Source organism: Streptomyces sp. WM4235 (assembly GCF_001279725.1).
Taxonomy (GTDB): domain Bacteria; phylum Actinomycetota; class Actinomycetes; order Streptomycetales; family Streptomycetaceae; genus Streptomyces.
In genome coordinates, this window is record NZ_LGDE01000101.1 from 21614 (window position 1) to 38445 (window position 16832).

General features: G+C 71.5%; 16 protein-coding genes and 1 pseudogene. 8 read left to right on the forward strand and 9 right to left on the reverse strand.

Annotated elements, in window-relative coordinates; translation table 11 throughout:
• Positions 1-2: 2 nt before the first annotated feature.
• Positions 3-938, forward strand: a complete 936-nt coding sequence (locus tag ADK55_RS10130; RefSeq protein WP_053677188.1) for a formylglycine-generating enzyme family protein — start codon at positions 3-5, stop codon at positions 936-938.
• A 6-nt stretch (positions 939-944) separates the two neighbouring features.
• On the opposite strand, the gene ADK55_RS10135 is transcribed toward ADK55_RS10130, so the two are convergent.
• The 4 genes from ADK55_RS10135 to ADK55_RS10150 all read right to left on the reverse strand — a co-directional run bounded on the left by ADK55_RS10135 (position 945) and on the right by ADK55_RS10150 (position 5775).
• Positions 945-1751 (reverse strand): hypothetical protein, encoded by an 807-nt coding sequence (locus tag ADK55_RS10135; protein WP_159041347.1) that lies wholly within the window; start codon positions 1749-1751, stop codon positions 945-947.
• Between the two features lie 62 nt (positions 1752-1813).
• Positions 1814-2362 carry a GNAT family N-acetyltransferase gene (locus tag ADK55_RS10140; RefSeq protein ID WP_053677192.1) on the reverse strand — a complete coding sequence of 183 codons (549 nt, stop codon included), beginning with the start codon at positions 2360-2362 and terminating at the stop codon, positions 1814-1816.
• Between the two features lie 121 nt (positions 2363-2483).
• The gene (locus tag ADK55_RS10145; RefSeq protein WP_053677194.1) at positions 2484-4703 is read right to left on the reverse strand and encodes an NADP-dependent isocitrate dehydrogenase; all 2220 of its coding nucleotides are present in this window, start codon (positions 4701-4703) and stop codon (positions 2484-2486) included.
• Positions 4704-4929: 226 nt separating this feature from the next.
• Complete coding sequence (locus tag ADK55_RS10150) at positions 4930-5775, reverse strand: chitosanase (protein WP_371591486.1); 846 nt, start codon at positions 5773-5775, stop codon at positions 4930-4932.
• Positions 5776-6005: 230 nt separating this feature from the next.
• On the opposite strand from ADK55_RS10150, the gene ADK55_RS10155 reads away from it, so the two are divergent.
• Positions 6006-6593: a sigma-70 family RNA polymerase sigma factor gene (locus ADK55_RS10155; RefSeq protein ID WP_053677196.1), complete on the forward strand. Its 588-nt coding sequence runs from the start codon at positions 6006-6008 to the stop codon at positions 6591-6593.
• Positions 6590-7309 carry an anti-sigma factor gene (locus ADK55_RS10160; protein ID WP_053677198.1) on the forward strand — a complete coding sequence of 240 codons (720 nt, stop codon included), beginning with the start codon at positions 6590-6592 and terminating at the stop codon, positions 7307-7309. The genes ADK55_RS10155 and ADK55_RS10160 overlap by 4 nt, the downstream gene beginning before the upstream one ends.
• 310 nt (positions 7310-7619) lie before the next feature.
• Here the strand turns inward: ADK55_RS10160 and corA are convergent, their stop codons facing one another.
• Positions 7620-8702, reverse strand: a complete 1083-nt coding sequence (gene corA, locus ADK55_RS10165; protein ID WP_053677200.1) for a magnesium/cobalt transporter CorA — start codon at positions 8700-8702, stop codon at positions 7620-7622.
• 254 nt (positions 8703-8956) lie between these two features.
• Between corA and ADK55_RS10170 the strand changes: the two genes are divergently transcribed.
• Together ADK55_RS10170 and ADK55_RS10175 are read left to right on the forward strand one after the other, a co-directional pair.
• Positions 8957-9391 (forward strand): BlaI/MecI/CopY family transcriptional regulator, encoded by a 435-nt coding sequence (locus ADK55_RS10170; protein WP_053677202.1) that lies wholly within the window; start codon positions 8957-8959, stop codon positions 9389-9391.
• A 15-nt stretch (positions 9392-9406) separates the two neighbouring features.
• Positions 9407-10338: pseudogene (locus ADK55_RS10175) on the forward strand (M56 family metallopeptidase).
• A gap of 46 nt (positions 10339-10384) precedes the next feature.
• Here the strand turns inward: ADK55_RS10175 and ADK55_RS10180 are convergent.
• From ADK55_RS10180 to ADK55_RS10190, 3 genes are all read right to left on the reverse strand, one after another.
• Positions 10385-10840 carry a tellurite resistance TerB family protein gene (locus ADK55_RS10180; protein ID WP_053677204.1) on the reverse strand — a complete coding sequence of 152 codons (456 nt, stop codon included), beginning with the start codon at positions 10838-10840 and terminating at the stop codon, positions 10385-10387.
• A gap of 123 nt (positions 10841-10963) precedes the next feature.
• On the reverse strand, positions 10964-11356 hold the full coding sequence (locus tag ADK55_RS10185; protein ID WP_053677206.1) for a TOBE domain-containing protein: 393 nt from the start codon (positions 11354-11356) through the stop codon (positions 10964-10966).
• Positions 11357-11381: 25 nt separating this feature from the next.
• Positions 11382-12302, reverse strand: coding sequence for a LysR family transcriptional regulator ArgP (locus ADK55_RS10190; protein WP_053677208.1), 921 nt, complete (start codon positions 12300-12302; stop codon positions 11382-11384).
• Positions 12303-12371: 69 nt separating this feature from the next.
• Here ADK55_RS10190 and ADK55_RS10195 point away from each other — a divergent pair, with 69 nt between their 5' ends.
• A complete protein-coding gene (locus ADK55_RS10195) occupies positions 12372-12995 on the forward strand; it encodes a LysE/ArgO family amino acid transporter (RefSeq protein WP_053677210.1) in 624 nt (207 codons plus the stop codon).
• A 99-nt stretch (positions 12996-13094) separates the two neighbouring features.
• Positions 13095-14027, forward strand: coding sequence for an ADP-ribosylglycohydrolase family protein (locus ADK55_RS10200; RefSeq protein WP_053677304.1), 933 nt, complete (start codon positions 13095-13097; stop codon positions 14025-14027).
• A 128-nt stretch (positions 14028-14155) separates the two neighbouring features.
• On the opposite strand, the gene ADK55_RS10205 is transcribed toward ADK55_RS10200, so the two are convergent.
• The gene (locus ADK55_RS10205) at positions 14156-15472 is read right to left on the reverse strand and encodes a phosphatase PAP2 family protein (protein WP_386936568.1); all 1317 of its coding nucleotides are present in this window, start codon (positions 15470-15472) and stop codon (positions 14156-14158) included.
• Between the two features lie 635 nt (positions 15473-16107).
• Here ADK55_RS10205 and ADK55_RS10210 point away from each other — a divergent pair.
• Complete coding sequence (locus ADK55_RS10210; RefSeq protein ID WP_053677214.1) at positions 16108-16800, forward strand: pentapeptide repeat-containing protein; 693 nt, start codon at positions 16108-16110, stop codon at positions 16798-16800.
• Positions 16801-16832 lie beyond the last annotated feature (32 nt).

Here is a 16832-nt window from a genome sequence, read left to right on the forward strand (position 1 = left end):
TGATGCCCGTGCCGACCGAGTCCTGCTGCGCCCCCGGCCGCGAACCCGCCACCACCGTGCTCGCGCTCGGACCGCCGCCGCCGGCGCGGCGGGCCGACCCGGCGGCGGAGCGGGCCGCGCGCGACCTGGTGGAACTCGCTGGCGGCCGGTTCCTGATGGGCACCGAGGACCCGGACGGCTTCCCGGCGGATGGCGAGGGGCCGGTACGGGAGGCGGTGGTCGGGGCGTTCCGCATCGCCCCGACCACCGTCACCAACGCCCGGTTCGCCTCGTTCGTGAAGGCCACCGGGCACGTCACGGAGGCGGAGTCCTTCGGATTCAGTTTCGTCTTCGCCGGGTTCCTCACGCCCGAACTCGGCGCGCGGTCGCCTGCGGTGGCCGGCACCCCGTGGTGGCGGGCGGTCGAGGGCGCGCACTGGCGCCGCCCCGAGGGACCCGGTTCCTCGTTCGCCGCACGGCAGGACCATCCGGTGGTGCACGTGTCGTGGAACGACGCCCGGGCCTACTGCGCCTGGTCCGGCACCCGGCTGCCCACGGAGCCCGAGTGGGAGTTCGCGGCGCGCGGCGGGCTGGAGGGGCGGCGGTACCCCTGGGGAGATGAACTGAGGCCCGACGGGCGGTACATGTGCAACATCTGGAACGGCGATTTCCCCCGGCACAACACGCGCGCGGACGGCTACGCGGGTACGGCCCCCGCGAAGTCCTTCCGCCCCAACGGGCACGGCCTGTACAACACGGTCGGCAACGTGTGGGAGTGGTCCGCGGACCGCTTCTCGGCGGCCGGCCCGGAGCGCGCGATGCGCGGCGGCTCGCACATGTGCCACGACTCGTACTGCAACCGCTACCGCGTCGCGGCCCGTACCCGCAACACCCCGGACAGCTCCGCGGGCAACATCGGCTTCCGCGTGGCGGCCGATGTCCACACCGGCGTCCGGTGACCCGGGTCAGATCCCGCGGATCCGGTCCCACATCCGCGACGCGGGTGCCGAGGGGCGGGCCGACACCGCTCGCCGGGGCCGGAGTTGGGACCAGACGGCGTCCGGGCAGCGGCCCTGCGGCCGGGACGCGAGGAACTTCCGGTAGCTGACGACCCGGGGCTCGTGGCCGATCTCCACCCAGTGGGGGCGGCCGGAGACCTCGTCCCAGCCGTCATTGGGGAGCCGGACGTGGTCACGTCGGCCGTCCTTGTCCTTGGTGGTGATCTGCGCGACCTCGGCGCGGCCGCGTCCGGTGGCGAGGACCACGCAGTAGTGCCGCAGGTGCCGCGACGGGTCCTCCCGCAGCGGCACCATGGCCAGCCAGATCTCCCCGGCCCGGGGCCGCGCCCCGCGCGTGCGGTCCCAGCGGCGTATCCCCAGGTACACGGCGAGGGCGGCCAGGCCCGCGGCGCCGCTCGTCAGGGCGCCCCGCGCGTTCCACGACTCGATGCCCGCCACCCGGTGCCCGGTGTAGAGCACGGCGCCCGCGACGGCCGCGAGGAGCAGGGCGGCCCGGGCCAGGAACCGCCACCACGCGAAGGCCGCGCCCCGACCGGCAAGGGCCGTGACGGCGAGCGCGACCACGACGGGTATGCCGTACAGGATCGCCCAGGCCCCGGGTCCCTCCGCCCGTACCGGCGGGTCCTGCAGGGCCATGAGGTCGGGGATCAGCACCGGTGTGGCGAGCAGCCCTCCGACGATGACCACCAGGTTGAGCAGCAGATACCCCACGCACCCGATTCCGGCGCAGGACGTGTCGTCTCGACGAGCCACCAGTTCTCCCCCCAGCTCACCGGCGGCAGGCTAACGCACCCGGCGGGTTCGTGAGGGGCGAATCAGTTCTGCCAGGAGGGGCGTTCCCACTCGTCGGCGGGCAGCCCGAGGATCACCTCGTCGACGAAGGCCCCGTACACCCACGCGGAGCGCCGCAGGGTGCCCTCGACCTGGAAGCCCGCGCTCTGTGCGGCCCGGATCATCGCCGGGTTGTCGGCGAGGGTCTCCAGTTGGAGCCGGTGCAGACCGCGCACGGTGAACCCGTAGTGGCACAGCAGTTGTACGGTTTCCGCGCCGATCCCGCGGCCGCGGGCACCGGGGAGGAGGGACATCCCGAGGTGGGCGCCCCGGTTGTGCGGGTCGATGCCCCACAACAGGGCCTCGCCGGCGAGTTCGCCGGTGGCCAGGTCGACCACGGAGAAGGCGGCCTTGCCGTCGTCGGAGGGCCCGTCGGGCTCGTAGAGGGAGTGGCCGCTCGCCAGGGTCAGCGGGCGCCAGGGACGCGAGTCCGACCGGGAGTGGTTCGGGACGTCTTCGTAGAGCCCGGCGTGCAGGGTCGCCACGTCGTCGGGGTGGCGGGCGCGCAGTCCGGCCAGCTGTCCAGTGATCACCCCGTATTACTAGCCGTGTGCGGACCCCCTTCACAACCGGAATACGGTCGCCGGCGTCCGGACGCGCCGACGCCCCGGCCGGGAGGTCCCGGTCGGGGCGTCGGCGGACACGCCGTGGGCGTCAGCCCAGGATCGCGAGCGCCCGGTTCAGGGTCTCGGACGGGCGCATGATCTTCGAGGCCTTGGCGGCGTCGGGCTGGTAGTACCCGCCGATGTCGGCCGGGGAGCCCTGCACCGCGATGAGCTCGGAGACGATGGTCCCCTCCTGCTCGCCCAGCGTCTTGGCGAGCGCCTCGAACGCGGTCGCCAGCTCGGCGTCGTCGGTCTGCTTGGCCAGCTCCTGCGCCCAGTACAGGGCGAGGTAGAAGTGGCTGCCGCGGTTGTCGATGCCGCCCAGCTTGCGGCTCGGCGACTTGTCCTCGTTGAGGAAGGTGCCGGTCGCGCGGTCCAGGGTGTCGGCCAGCACCTGGGCGCGGGCGTTGCCGGTGGTGGTCGCGAGGTGCTCGAAGGAGACGGCCAGCGCGAGGAACTCACCGAGGGAGTCCCAGCGCAGGTAGTTCTCCTTCACGAGCTGCTGCACGTGCTTCGGGGCGGAGCCGCCGGCGCCGGTCTCGAAGAGGCCGCCGCCGTTCATCAGCGGGACGACCGACAGCATCTTGGCGCTGGTGCCCAGCTCCAGGATCGGGAAGAGGTCGGTCAGGTAGTCGCGCAGCACGTTGCCGGTCACCGAGATGGTGTCCTCGCCGCGGCGGATGCGCTCCAGGGAGAAGGCGGTGGCCTCGACCGGGGGGAGGATCTTGATGGTCAGACCCTCGGTGTCGTGCTCGGCGAGGTACGTCTTGACCTTGGCGATCAGCTGCGCGTCGTGCGCGCGGCCCTCGTCCAGCCAGAAGACGGCCGGGTCGCCGGAGGCGCGGGCGCGGGTGACGGCGAGCTTGACCCAGTCCTGGATCGGCGCGTCCTTGGTCTGGCAGGCGCGGAAGACGTCGCCCTTGGCGACCTTCTGCTCCAGGACCACGTTGCCCTCGGCGTCGACGAGGCGGACGGTGCCCGTGGCGGCGATCTCGAAGGTCTTGTCGTGGCTGCCGTACTCCTCGGCCTTCTGGGCCATGAGGCCGACGTTCGGCACCGAGCCCATCGTGGACGGGTCGAAGGCGCCGTGCGCGCGGCAGTCGTCGATGACGGCCTGGTAGACACCGGCGTAGCTGCTGTCCGGGAGGACGGCGAGGGTGTCGGCCTCGGCGCCGTCGGGGCCCCACATGTGACCGGAGGTGCGGATCATCGCCGGCATGGAGGCGTCGACGATCACGTCGGAGGGGACGTGCAGGTTGGTGATGCCCTTGTCCGAGTCGACCATGGCGAGGGCGGGGCCCTCGGCGAGCTCGGCGTCGAAGGAGGCCTTGATCGCGGCGGCGTCGGGCAGCGCGCCCAGGCCGTTGAGGATGGTGCCGAGGCCGTCGTTGGGGGACAGACCGGCGGCGGCGAGGGTCTCGCCGTGGCGGGCGAACGTCTTCGGGAAGAAGGCGCGGACCACGTGGCCGAAGACGATGGGGTCGGAGACCTTCATCATCGTGGCCTTGAGGTGCACGGAGAACAGCACGTCCTCGTTCTTGGCGCGCTCGATCTGGGCGTTCAGGAAGGTGCGCAGCGCGTCGACGTGCATGACGGACGCGTCCACGACCTCACCGGCGAGGACCGGTACGGACTCGCGCAGGACGGTGGTGGTGCCGTCGGCGGCCACGTGCTCGATGCGGAGCGTGCCGGCCTCGGTGATCACGGTGGACTTCTCGGTGGAGCGGAAGTCGTCGGCGCCCATGGTGGCGACGTTCGTCTTCGACTCGGAGGTCCAGGCACCCATGCGGTGGGGGTGGGTCTTGGCGTAGTTCTTGACCGAGGCGGGGGCGCGGCGGTCGGAGTTGCCCTCGCGCAGGACCGGGTTGACGGCGCTGCCCTTGATCTTGTCGTAGCGGGCGCGGATCTCGCGCTCCTCGTCGCTCTTCGGGTCGTCCGGGTAGTCCGGGAGCGCGTAGCCCTGGCCCTGGAGTTCGGCGACCGCGGCCTTGAGCTGCGGGATCGAGGCCGAGACGTTGGGCAGCTTGATGATGTTGGCGCCCGGGGTCTTCGCCAGTTCGCCCAGCTCGGCGAGGGCGTCCGCGATGCGCTGGCCCTCTTCCAGGTGCTCGGGGAAGCTGGCGATGATCCGACCGGCCAGGGAGATGTCACGGGTCTCGACATTCACACCGGCCGTCGACGCGTATGCCTGGATCACAGGCAGGAAGGAATACGTCGCGAGGGCCGGGGCCTCGTCAGTGTGCGTGTAGATGATGGTCGAGTCAGTCACCGGATGCTCCGCTCCACAGTCTGCGTCTCTCGTCTGCAACATTGCTCGACATCAAGATATCTCGTGATCGGACCGGTCTGGACAGCCCCCTGCCGGAACCCGGGGGAGACACGCGTCACCCGGCGCCGCCGGCCCGGACGCACGACCGCGGCCCGGGACGGGGAGGGGCCGTCCCGGGCCGCGGGGTGCCGGGCGCCGGATGGGGGGCGCGGGGTGCGCGGGAGGGTCAGCCGATGTGGAAGGGGTCCCCGTAGACCTTCCAGTCGAGCGGGGTGTCGAGGTTCAGGTTCCCCTTCTTGACCCACACCCGCTGGGCGGTGTCCACGCGGCTGGTGTCGCTGTGGGCCTCCTCCTGCTTCATCGCCCAGACGCGGGCGTCGAGGAAGGCGTTCAGCCAGGTGGTCTCGTTGCCGCCCTGGGCCGGGGGCTTGGCCTTGGTCAGGGCGCGCTTGCGGATGTTGCGGAAGCTGGTGGAGTCGCTTCCGTCGCCGTGCATGACGATGGCGTCGTAGTAGGCGAACTGGCCGAGGGTGCCGACACCGTCGCTCTTGCCCTGCTTGACGGCGGGGTTGAAGTAGACGCGGTCGCGCTCGTGGTCCTGGGCCTTCTTGAACTCCGTGTCCTGGGCGGCCTTGGCCCAGTCCTTGGTGAAGTTCGGATCGAGGCCGGCGTGCGAATCGCTCCCGTCGACCTTGCGCAGCGCCGGAAGGTACTTCGCGAGCACGTTTCCGGGCTTGACCTGCGTGTAGTACTCGACGAGGTCCAGCATGTCGCCGGTGCCGGAACAGAACCCGATGATCCCGGCGGTGTAGCCGCGGCCGTCGTCGATGTCCTCTATGTACTTGTACTGCGCCTTCCAGTCCAGCGAGGAGTTCTCCGCGCTGGAGACGATCTGCATGGCGATGTCCTTCTTCGCCGGGTCGTCGAGTCCGGTCGCCGCCGCCGCGGTGGAGGCGGCGGGTGCGGTGGCCGGGGCCGCCGTGGCGTGGGCCGCGACGGGGGCGGCGAGCAGGGCGGCGCCGAGCAGGGCGCCGAGCGCGACGGTCCGGTTCTTGCGTTGGGGGGTGAACACAAGGCCTCCATGCGATGGTTGAGGCTTCCCGATTCGGTTAGGAAACTTTCCTACCAGATATTCGAGGCGCGGAGAAGCCTTGTTGTCAGTTCCGGAGCAAACCAATCCATGAGGGCCCCGGCTACGAAACCCTCCATGTGTCACCCCTGTCAGTCGTCGCCGCCCCCGAAGGAAGCCCCCGCCATGACCTGTACTCGAAACGGCCGGCTCCTCGGGCGAAAGGGGCTCTCGTGCGGCAACCGGTGACCTTCGGCGCGGCCTGGGAGAAGCCCGGCCCCGACCTGCCCACCCTCATGGACCAGATCGCCCGCGGCGACCAGGACGCCTTCGCCACGCTCTACGACGTGGTCGCGGGTCCCGTCTACGGCATCGTCGTCAAGGTCCTGCGGGACCGGGCGCAGTCCGAGGAAGTGGCGCAGGAGGTCCTGATCGACGTCTGGCGGCAGGCCGCGCGCTACCGCTCCGACAAGGGCAGCGTCATGACCTGGGTGATGACGATCGCGCACCGGCGCGCGGTGGACCGGGTCCGCTCCGCGCAGGCGGCGGCGGCCCGCGAGCAGGACAACGCGGCCCGGGAGCACACGCGCCCCTACGACGAGGTGAGCGAGCAGGTGGAGGTGCGGCTGGAGAGCGAGCAGGTGCGCCGCTGCGTGCGCGGCCTCACCGAACTGCAGCGGCAGGCCGTCAGCCTCGCCTACTACGGCGGGCTGACGTACCGCGAGGTCGCGGAGACCCTCGGCACCCCGCTGCCCACGGTCAAGACACGGTTGCGCGACGGCCTGATCCGCCTGCGCGACTGCATGGGGGTCAACGCATGAGCACCGGGACCGACCACATGCACGCCCTCGCCGGCGCCTACGCGCTGAACGCCCTGGACTCCGAGGAACGGACCGCCTTCGAGCACCACCTCGCCCGGTGCGCGCTGTGTCCTCAGGACGTACGGGAGTTCACCGCGACGGCCGCCCGGCTCGGCTCGGCGACCGCCCTGCCTCCGCCACCCGCGATGCGCGCGCACGTACTGGACCGGATCGACACGGTGCGGCAACTGCCTCCGGCCCGCCGGGGCATCCCGAGCCTGCGCAGGCGCGCCCTGCCGATGGCCCTCGCGGCCTGTCTGGCCGGGGCGCTCGCCCTGGGCGGCACGGCGGTGTGGCAGCGGGACCAGGCCGTCCAGGCCGGCCGGGAGCTGCGCGAACTGCAGAACCTGACGGACGTGATCACCGCCCCGGACGCCCGGACGGTGGTGGGTCGCACGGCGTCCGGCGCGAAGGGCACGGTGGTGGTGAGCGCGGAGCGGAACCGGGCCGCGTTCGTCGGCTCCGGGATGGCGCCCGCCCCGGCGGGCAAGACGTACCAGCTCTGGTTCGCGGACGGTCCGGGGATGCGACCGGCGGGCCTGCTCGGCGGCGACGGGAGCACCCTGATGACCGGGCCGGTCGGTCGGGCCACCGCGGTGGGGGTCACCCTGGAGCCGGCGGGCGGATCGCCCCGGCCGACGTCCGATCCGGTGATGCTGATGAGTCTGGCCGGTTGACGCCGGCGAGCGGCCGGCCGGTTCGGATCATCGACCAGGTCGCGAGCCTTTCACCGGCGGCTTTTCCGTGTCGGGCACCAGTCGTGGCGACCTCTGCCGGCCTGGTTGACTGGCCGGACACCACGGGGTCCGGCCCGGTGTCCGCGGCTCTTTCGCCGCGCCGGGCACCGAGGTGTCGGGAGGAGTCCCCGCGCACCGATCGCGGTGTTCGGCGCGCGGGGTCCTGACCTGCGGGGGCCTGGCTCCGCGCACGGCCCCTGGCCCCGGTACACGGCCCGCCCGCGAACCGCCGTCGGGCCGTCCCGCCGGGTCAGAGCCAGCCGTTGCGCCGGAACCCCCGGTGGATCACGAGGCAGGCAATCGCCATGACCGCGAGCACCAGCGGATATCCATACGTCCAGTGCAGCTCCGGCATGTGGTCGAAGTTCATGCCGTACACCCCGCAGACCATGGTCGGCACGGCGACGATCGCCGCCCAGGCCGTGATCTTGCGCATGTCCTCGTTCTGGGCCACGGTCACCTGCGCGAGGTGGGCCTGGAGGACGGAGTCGAGGAGTCCGTCGTAGGCGCCGATCTGTTCGGTGGCGCGGGTGAGGTGATCGGCCACGTCGCGGAAGTACGCGCGAACGTCGGGCGGGATGAGCGGTATCGGCTCCGTGGCCAGCAGGTGCAGCGGTCGACCGAGGGGCGCCACCGCCCTGCGCAGTTCGAGGAGTTCGCGCTTGAGCTGGTAGATCCGCCCGGCGTCGCCACGACCGCCGTACTCGCTGAACACCGCGGTCTCGACGGCGTCCATGTCGTTCTGCACGGCGTCGGTGACGGCCACGTAGTCGTCGACCACATGGTCGGCGATGGCGTGCAGCACGGCCGCCGGGCCCTTGGCAAGTTGGTCCGGGGCGGCTTCCAGGGCCTCACGGACCGGGCCGAGGGTGCCGCGGCCGCCGTGCCGGATGGTGAGGACGAAGTCCTCGCCGACGAAGGCCATCAACTCGCCGGTCTCCACGACCTCGCTGGTCGCGGTCAACTCCTCGTGTTCGACGTAGCGAACAGTCTTGAACACGGCGAAGAGGGTGTCGTCGTACCGCTCCACCTTGGGCCGCTGGTGGGCGTTGACGGCGTCCTCGACGGCGAGCGGGTGCAGGTCGAACAGCCCGGCGAGCCCGGTGATCTCCTCCTGGCTCGGCTCGTGCAGGCCGACCCACACGAAGCCCTCGCCGTTCTTGCGGACCCGGCGCAGCGCCTCGTCGACCTCCCCGCAGTCCTCCTGGCGGAGGCCGTCGCGGTAGACGAGGCAGTTGACGACCGCGCTGCCGAGAGGGGAGCGGGCCGGGTGGCTGAGGTCGACGGCCCGCCGATAGCCGCGGCGCACGGCCCGGCGCAGGTTGCTGAACATGGACAAGGACGTACTCCCCTTCGGCGGATCAGCCGCCAGTCTGCCACCGCCGTGCCGGTGCCCGATCCAGGACACCACCGCACCGGGACATCACCCGCGACGGAGGCCACCGGACCGGGCCGGCGACGCCGTGTGACACCGCGGGTGCCCCGGCGCGGCACGGCGAACCCCGCCGGGGCGACCGTGGCCGCCTCGGGGCGTCAGTACGATGACCTCCCCGCGACAGTCGGGACGCGGACCGGAAGGCGGAGGGCATGAACGACCACGACGAGGGTGGCTCCGCCGGCCCGCACCCGTCCCGGCGTCGGGCCCAGGGGCAGTTGGAGGCCCAGGTGCTGGCCGCGCTCGGCGAGTCCCCGGAGGCCGCCACCGCGGGCTGGGTGCAGGAGCGGATCGGCGGGGGCATCGCCTACACGACGGTGATCACCATCCTGACCCGCCTGCACGACAAGGGCGCGGTCGAGCGGGAGCGGTCGGGCCGGTCGTTCCGTTGGACGCCCGTCGCGGACGGCGCGGGGCTGGCCGCGCTGCGGATGCGCAAGGTCCTGGACGGGGAAGCGGACCGTGACGCGGTGCTGGCCAGTTTCGTCACCGCGCTGTCGCCCCACGACGAACGGTTGTTGCGCGAGTTGCTCGGGGGTGAGGTGCCGGGCGGCGGATCCCCCGGCTCCGACCCGACCCGGGCTTGACGGGACGGGACACCGATGGGCCTGCTCGTCTTCCTTCCCCTGGTCCTACCCCTGACCGCCTGGCCGCTCGCCCAGCCGGCCGCGCAGCACCTGCACCCGCGCACCGCCACCTGGCTGCTGACCGGCGCGGCCGGCGCGCTGGCCCTGTGCAGCACCCTGTGCCTGGCCCTGCTCATGGTGGTGGGCACCGCCCAACTGCCGGGCAATCCGCTGCCCGACGCCTGGTCGGACCCCGAGGTGCGCGCGGCGCTCCCCTACGACGAGGTGGCCGGCCCCGCGGCGATCCCCGCGCTGGCGGCCGTGCTCGGCTCCGCCGCGGCCGCCGTGTGGCGCGCTCGCCGGGTCCGGCGCGACTGTCGGCGCGCGCTCGCGGGACTGGCCGACGGGCCGGTGGTGGTGCTGCCGGCCGCCGAACCGTACGCCTACGCGTTGCCCGGCCCGGGCCGGCACGGTGGCCGCGTCGTGGTGACGACGGGCCTGCTGTCGGCACTCGACCCCGCCGAGCGGCGGGCGCTGTTCGCCCACGAGCGGGCGCACCTCGCCGGTCGTCACCACCGGTTCCTGACCGTGGTGCGGCTCGCCGCCTGCGCCAACCCCTTCCTGCGGCCGTTGTGTTCGGCCGTCGCGTACACGGCCGAGCGCTGGGCGGACGAGGCCGCGGCGGCCCGGGTGGGCAATCGCCGTACGGTCGCCACGGCCATCGGCAAGGCCGCCCTGCTCACCCGACCACTCCCCCGGGGCTCCCCGCCGCGACGGCCGGGCCGGTGCCGCGCCGTGTGGCGGCACTGCTGTCCCCGGCCCCGCCTGCGCTCGTCTGGCCCCCGTTGCGCACGGCGGCCGGGCTGGCCACTTGGAGCGCGGCGGCGGGCACGACGGTCTCGGCGCTCTCCTCCGCGAACTCGGCGGTGACCCTGATCTGCGTCCTGCGAACCGCCACGGCACTCTGAGGTCACCGGCGGGGCGCGGGCGCGCCGGAGAAGGGCGCGGGGCGACTCAGAGGTCGAACTCGTGCGGGGGCAGGTCCAGCGCGTAGCAGGCCTCGCGCACCACGGCCTGCTCGGTCTTGTCGAAGTCCCCGTCGGCCCCGCCGATGACGATGCCTATCTGCACCACGGCGCGCGCCTCGGTCGGCTTCTTCTTCGCCTTGGCGATCTCCTGGAGCACGCTGACCTTGCCGAAGTCGAAGTCGGTGGTGAGCTTGGTCAGGTTCGCCTCGAACCGGCGGCGCAGGTCGTCGGCGTCGAAGTTCCGCAGCACCTCGTTGCCGGCGATCAACTGCGCCACGCGCCTGCGCTCGTCGGGATCGATGGTCCCGTCGGCGGCGGCGACCAACGCGCACATCGCCATGCTCGCGTCGCGGAACGCGCCGCTCTTGAGGTCGTTCTTGGTCGCCACGAGCTGGGTCTGCATCGTCGATGCGGACTCCTTGATGCGGTCCCACAGGGCCATGAGAGCTCCATACGTCGGCTTGTTTCTACAACACTGTAGAAGTTACCAGGCGTGGGTGACACACCCTCACCCCCGGTGCCCCGCCGACCGACCACCGGGCGCGCCCCGACCCGGCCGCGCGGTTCAACCCCGGTCGACGAACACGCTGGTCGACTTCACCCGGGCGACCGCCCTCGCGCCGACCTCCAGTCCCAGTTCCTCCACCGCCTCCCGCGTCAGCAGGGACACGACCCGGTGCGGTCCGGCCTGGATCTCCACCTGCGCGTCCACCGTGCCGAGCTTCACGGCGGTGACGATGCCCGGAAAGGCATTGCGGGCGGAGGTGTACGCGGCCCCCTCGTCTTCGTCACCCTCCTGCGCCACCCGCACGCAGAAGGCCGCCAGGTCCGGGCCCTGGACCATGCGCCGCGAGCCCTCCCGACGGGTGGGAAAGCGTTCGGCGTCGGCCCAGCGGCGCGCCGTGTCGACGCTCACCCCGAGCAATCGCGCCGCCTGGCCGATCGTGTAGGACTCCATGTCGACAGCGTAGGACCTGCCCGACTCAGCGCGCCGGAGGCAACAGTGCCTCCCTCGCGGCCTCCGCGATCACCTCCGCGACCACCGCGAGCGCGGGCGAGTCCAACTTCCACTGCTGCCAGTACAACGGCACGTCCATCGTCCGCTTCGGCGTCAACAGCACCAGTTCCCCGGCCCGCAGGAGCGGGTCGGCCTGCGCCTGCGGGACCAGCCCCCACCCCAGGCCGGCGGCCACGGCGTCGCGGAATCCCTCCGAGGTCGGCACGTGGTGCCGGACCGAACTCGCCCCCGCCCCCGAGCCGGCGCCGCGCGCCAGGGTCCGCACGAACCGGTCCTGGAGCTCGTCGCGCCGGTCGAAGACGATCACCGGCGCCTCCCGCAGGTCCCGCTCCAACGGCCCGGTCAGGTAACGGGCGGCGAAATCGGGCCGGGCCACCGGCAGGTAGCGCGCCAGCCCGAGCGCCCGGACCGTGCACCCGGCCACCGGGTCCGGCGTGGAGGTGACCGCCGCCATCACCTGGCCCTCCCGGAGCAGCGCCGTGGTGTGACCCTCGTCCTCGCGGTGCAGCTCGAAGCAGACGGGCGGATCCCGGGGCACGCGGGTCAGCGCCGGCAGCAGCCAGGTGGCCAGCGAGTCGGCGTTGACCGCCATGGGCAGGCGGACCGGCTCCCGCTCCTCGTCCGCGCCCAGACCGAGTTCGGCGCGGGCGTCCCGTTCCAGCCGGGCCAGTTGGCGGGCGAACCGGATCACCACCTGCCCGGACTCCGTCGCCCGTACGGGTTTGGTGCGCATCAGCAACACCCGGCCCGTGCGCTGTTCCAGGGCCTTCACGCGCTGACTGATCGCGGAGGGGGTCACGTGCAGGGCGGCGGCCGCGGCGTCGAAGGTGCCCTCGTCGACCACGGCGAGCAGGGTCCGCACCTGCTCCAGGGGAAGTTCTTCCATCACGAGCGCTAAGGGTACGTAAAAAACTTTAGCTGTACTGAACCGACGCGCCTGCATACGGTCGAAGCCATGACACACGGCATCACCACGGCGGGTCTCGCGGGCTTCGGCACCGGTCTCTCCCTCATCGTCGCCATCGGCGCCCAGAACGCGTTCGTCCTGCGCCAGGGAGCACGCCGCCAATCGGTCCTCGCGGTGGTGGCCATCTGTGCCTTGTCCGACGCGCTCCTCATCCTGCTCGGCGTCGCGGGGGTCGGGGCCTTCGTCAACGCCTGGCCGGCCGCGCTGACCGCCGTCGGGATCGCCGGTGGCACCTTCCTGATCTGCTACGGGATCCTCGCGGCCCGCCGGGTGCTGCGACCCGATCCGGGGGCCGCGCTCTCCACTTCGGGCACGGCCCCCGGATCCGCCCGCACGGCCGTGCTGACCTGCCTGGCGATGACCTGGCTCAACCCGCACGTCTACCTGGACACCGTCCTGCTCGTGGGCTCCCTCGCGGCGGACCGGGGCGATCTGCGCTGGGCGTTCGGTGGCGGCGCCGTCCTGGCCAGCCTGGCGTGGTTCAGCGCGCTCGGCTACGGATCACGGCTGCTCAGCGGTCTCCTCGCCCGGCCTTCGGCCTGGCGGGTCCTGGACGGCCTGGTCGCGGCGACGATGGTCACCATGGGCGGGCTCCTCCTGGCCGGCACCTGAGCCCCGGACAGCCCCGGGGAACACGGCCCGGGCAGGGGGCGGGGCCGGGACGGGTAAAACTCCTGCGCGCGGGGCGGTCGTACCGGCAGCATGCACGTCATGACGACACCCGCGGACGCCGCTCGTGACGCCCTCGACGGCCTGGCCCTCGGTGACGCCTTCGGGGAACTGTGGTTTCCGTGGTTCCGACCCGGCGATTCGGCGATCGAGGGAATCCGGGCGCGACGCACTCCACAGGAGCCGACCTGGCGCTGGACCGACGACACGGCGATGGCGGTGTCGGTGCTGCGGGTCCTGAGGGAGCACGGCACGGTGCGGCAGGACCGGTTGGCGGAGGCGTTCGGCGCGGCCTACGTGGCCGACGCCCACCGCGGCTACGGCAACGGCATGCGCCGACTCCTCCCGGAACTCGCGAAACGGCCGGAGAGTTGGCGCACCGAGGCGAGGAACCTCTTCAACGGTCAGGGCAGCCTCGGCAACGGCGCGGCGATGCGGGTGGCGCCCCTGGGCGCATGGTTCCACGAGGACCTGGACGAGGTGATGGATCAGGCCGTCCTGTCGGCCGAGGTCACCCACGCCCACCCGGAGGCCATCGCGGGCGCCGTGGCGGTGGCCGTGGCCGCCGCCCTGGCCGCGCGCGGCCGGGACCGGCCCGCTCCCGAGGCGTCGACCTTCCTCCGCGAGGTGGCCGCGCTCACACCCGCCGGTCAGGTGGCGGCGGGCCTGCGCCGAGCCGCCGGGCTGCCCGCCGGCACCGCACCGGCCGAGGCCGCCGACGTGCTCGGCAACGGCCGATTGATCCGCGCGAGCGACACGGTGCCCTTCGCCCTGTGGTCCGCGGCCCGGCACCTGGACAGCCTCCTCGACGCGCTGTGGACCACCGCGGAGGGTCTCGGCGACATCGACACCAACTGCGCGATCAGCGGCGGCACGGTCGCCGCGCGCACCGGTACCGCCGGCGTCCCCGAGACCTGGTGGGCGCGGCGGGAACCCCTGCCCGGCGGCCTCGCCACGGCCCGAACCGGTACCTGAACCGGTACCTGAACCGGTACCTGGGCCGGCGGCCCGAACCGGCGTCCTGAACCGGCACGCGCGGCGGCCGGGAGCGCGGCGGGATCCGGACGCGGCCCCGGGCATCGGCAGAGCCGCCCCGAGACGCGTCAGACCAGTTCGGGCTGGGGTTCGCGTCGCTGTTCCGGGATGCGCGCCGACGGGGTCGTCCGTTCCCACGACCTGGTGGTGCGCACGTAGGCGTAGATCACCGAGCCCGTCGCGAGGAGGAGCAACGGTCCGAACACCCAGGGGTGTCCGGCCATCTCCGTCGACAGGTAGCGGTACGACACCAGGAGCGCGACGAACACCGCGCCACCGTGGGCGACCAGGAGGGCTCCGGACCGGTCCCAGCCGCGGGCGAGCGAACGCAGCCCCGCCTCGATCGTGAGCGTGAACACCACGCCGGCGATGATGTCCGCGCCGTAGTGGTAACCGAAGCCCAGCGTGGCGCCGAGCGTCGCGATCAGCCAGAACGTGCCCGCGAACCGCAGGGCCCGCGGGGCCTTGCGGGAATGAATGAAGATCGCGGTGGCCCATGCCGTGTGCAGGCTGGGCATGCAATTGCGCGGGGTGAACTCGTCGAAGGGCATCTCCTGCGGGACGCCCAGCGGCGGCGGGGTGTTCGGCCACAGGTCGGCCAACGCCCACTGACCGCCGTCGGCGCCGTAGGCGAAGATGGGCCCGACCACGGGGAAGATCATGTATATGCCCGGCCCGAGCAGGCCGATGACCAGGAACGTGCGCACCAGGTGGTGGCTCGGGAAGCGCCGCTCGATCCGCACGTTGCGCAGTTGGTACAGGGCGACGGCGACCGCGGCGACCGCGAGCTGGATGTAGACCCAGTCGAGGACGTGGGCGCCGACCGCGCCGGTGGCCTCGACCAGACGGCCCACGACCCAGGACGGGTTGCCCAGCGCGTGATCGGCGGTCGCCACGTACTGGTCGAGGACCATCGGGCGGGTCTTGGACGTGATCAGCAGCCAGGTGTACCCGGTCTTGCGACCGGCCACGAGCAGCAGGGCCAGCCCGACGCCCTTGAGCAGCAGGGCACGCTCGCGACCCGTGCGGCGCGTGACGGCGATGACGGCGCAGCCGAGGGTCACCCACAGCGCACCGTTGCCGAACATCATGTGGGCGCCGACCAGCCACCGCACGAGCCAGAACACCAGGTCGATGCCGATCGCCGTGCCGACCGCGATGAACCGTTGCCGCCAGGTGAGCACCACCAGCATCAAGGTCATGCTGGCGTACAGCACTGTCCCCGACTGGGGCGCGAAGATCACCTCGCGCGCCTGAACGGTCACCGGACCGGGCACGCCGTAGTGGCGCGCGGCGATCTCCAGCGCCACGAGGAAACCGAGGGCGATCACACTCACCGCGGTCCACAACAGGACCCGCGGCCGACGCCACCCGGCGAACCCGATTCCGTCACCTCTTCGCGAAACGGATCGCGACACCCTAGATATCAATTTTCAGCCGATTTATATAAATAAGACCTGTGATCATTGTCTGCTCGAACATGTTAACGGAGCTGGTACACATCACCGATGGCAGGTGGCTCGAATGTGGCGAGCGCCTCGCCCGTCGCCCGTCATCACCCCCACCCATGGCGTACCGATGACCGGCACACGCGGCCCCTCGGGCGGGACGAAGGGACCATCAGCCGTTGAGCGTTGCCGTTACCGGCCGATGACCGTGAGTGGTGGGCGCGCACCAGGGCCCTGCCGCATGCCGATCATCACGCGAGGCCACCAGGCACCCTCGGACGGGCAGCGCCTACCCCAGGCCCACCCGCGGGGTGGTGTGGCACCCCGGATCCATTCTGGACAGCCCGCCACAGTTCCGCGAAGCGCGGCACCGAATCCCCATTCTGTTCACTGGGCCCGGCTCGGGATGACAGCAAATTAACTGCCGTCTTCAACCATTCCCCGGCACGTGGGTAAACCAGGAAGATTCAACAATCGCTCCACTCGGGGCGTAGCGCTTGCGATCTCTCGGGAGCAGGGGTACAGAGGAAGTGAGGCGTTTTCGCCCGATCCATCGTATTGGGGATGACCTCATGCCTGGCATAGCGTGGGCTCTGCTCGGATTTCTGATTCTGCTCGGTATTCTCGGCGCGGCGGGTGCGGTCTTTGCTTGGCGTATGGCCGTCAGGGAGCCGGAGCGTGAACCCAGGATTGAAGTGCTGGCCGGCATCGGGGGCGGGTTGATTACCGGCATCGCGATCGGAGTGTCGGCTCTCTTTCTGGACAAGCAGATCGAGGAGAGCCAGAAGTATGCGACGTGGCGCGCGAACGTTGAAATCGTCGAGGCCATGCCAGGGTTCACCCCCGGCAATCGCAATATCGAGGGGATCAATTTCAGCGGCAAGCTGATGCACAACGCGGATTTCAGGGGGGTCAAAGTACAGAACGGTCAATTTCAGGATACATACCTGGAGCGATCTCACTTCGAGGGCGCCGATCTGCAGGGCGCGAACCTGATCGGGGCCAACCTCTACGAAGCAAGCCTGATAGGCACCAACCTCGACAGGGCCGATCTGAGGAGCGCCAATCTCACCCTCGCAGTTGTCAACGGCGATAAAACCTCGTTCAAGGGAGCGAAGGTGGACGGGCACACTTGCTGGCCCGAAGGCATCGACAAGAAGAAGCTCGACACGGTCATCGTCACGAACGAAGATCCCGACGACTTCCGAGGCGGAGAGAAGGCTCCCCACTGCACCCTGTGGAAGGGAGGGGAGCGAACCAGGTGATGAGCGGGACGCAAAGGGCGAAGGCGAACTTG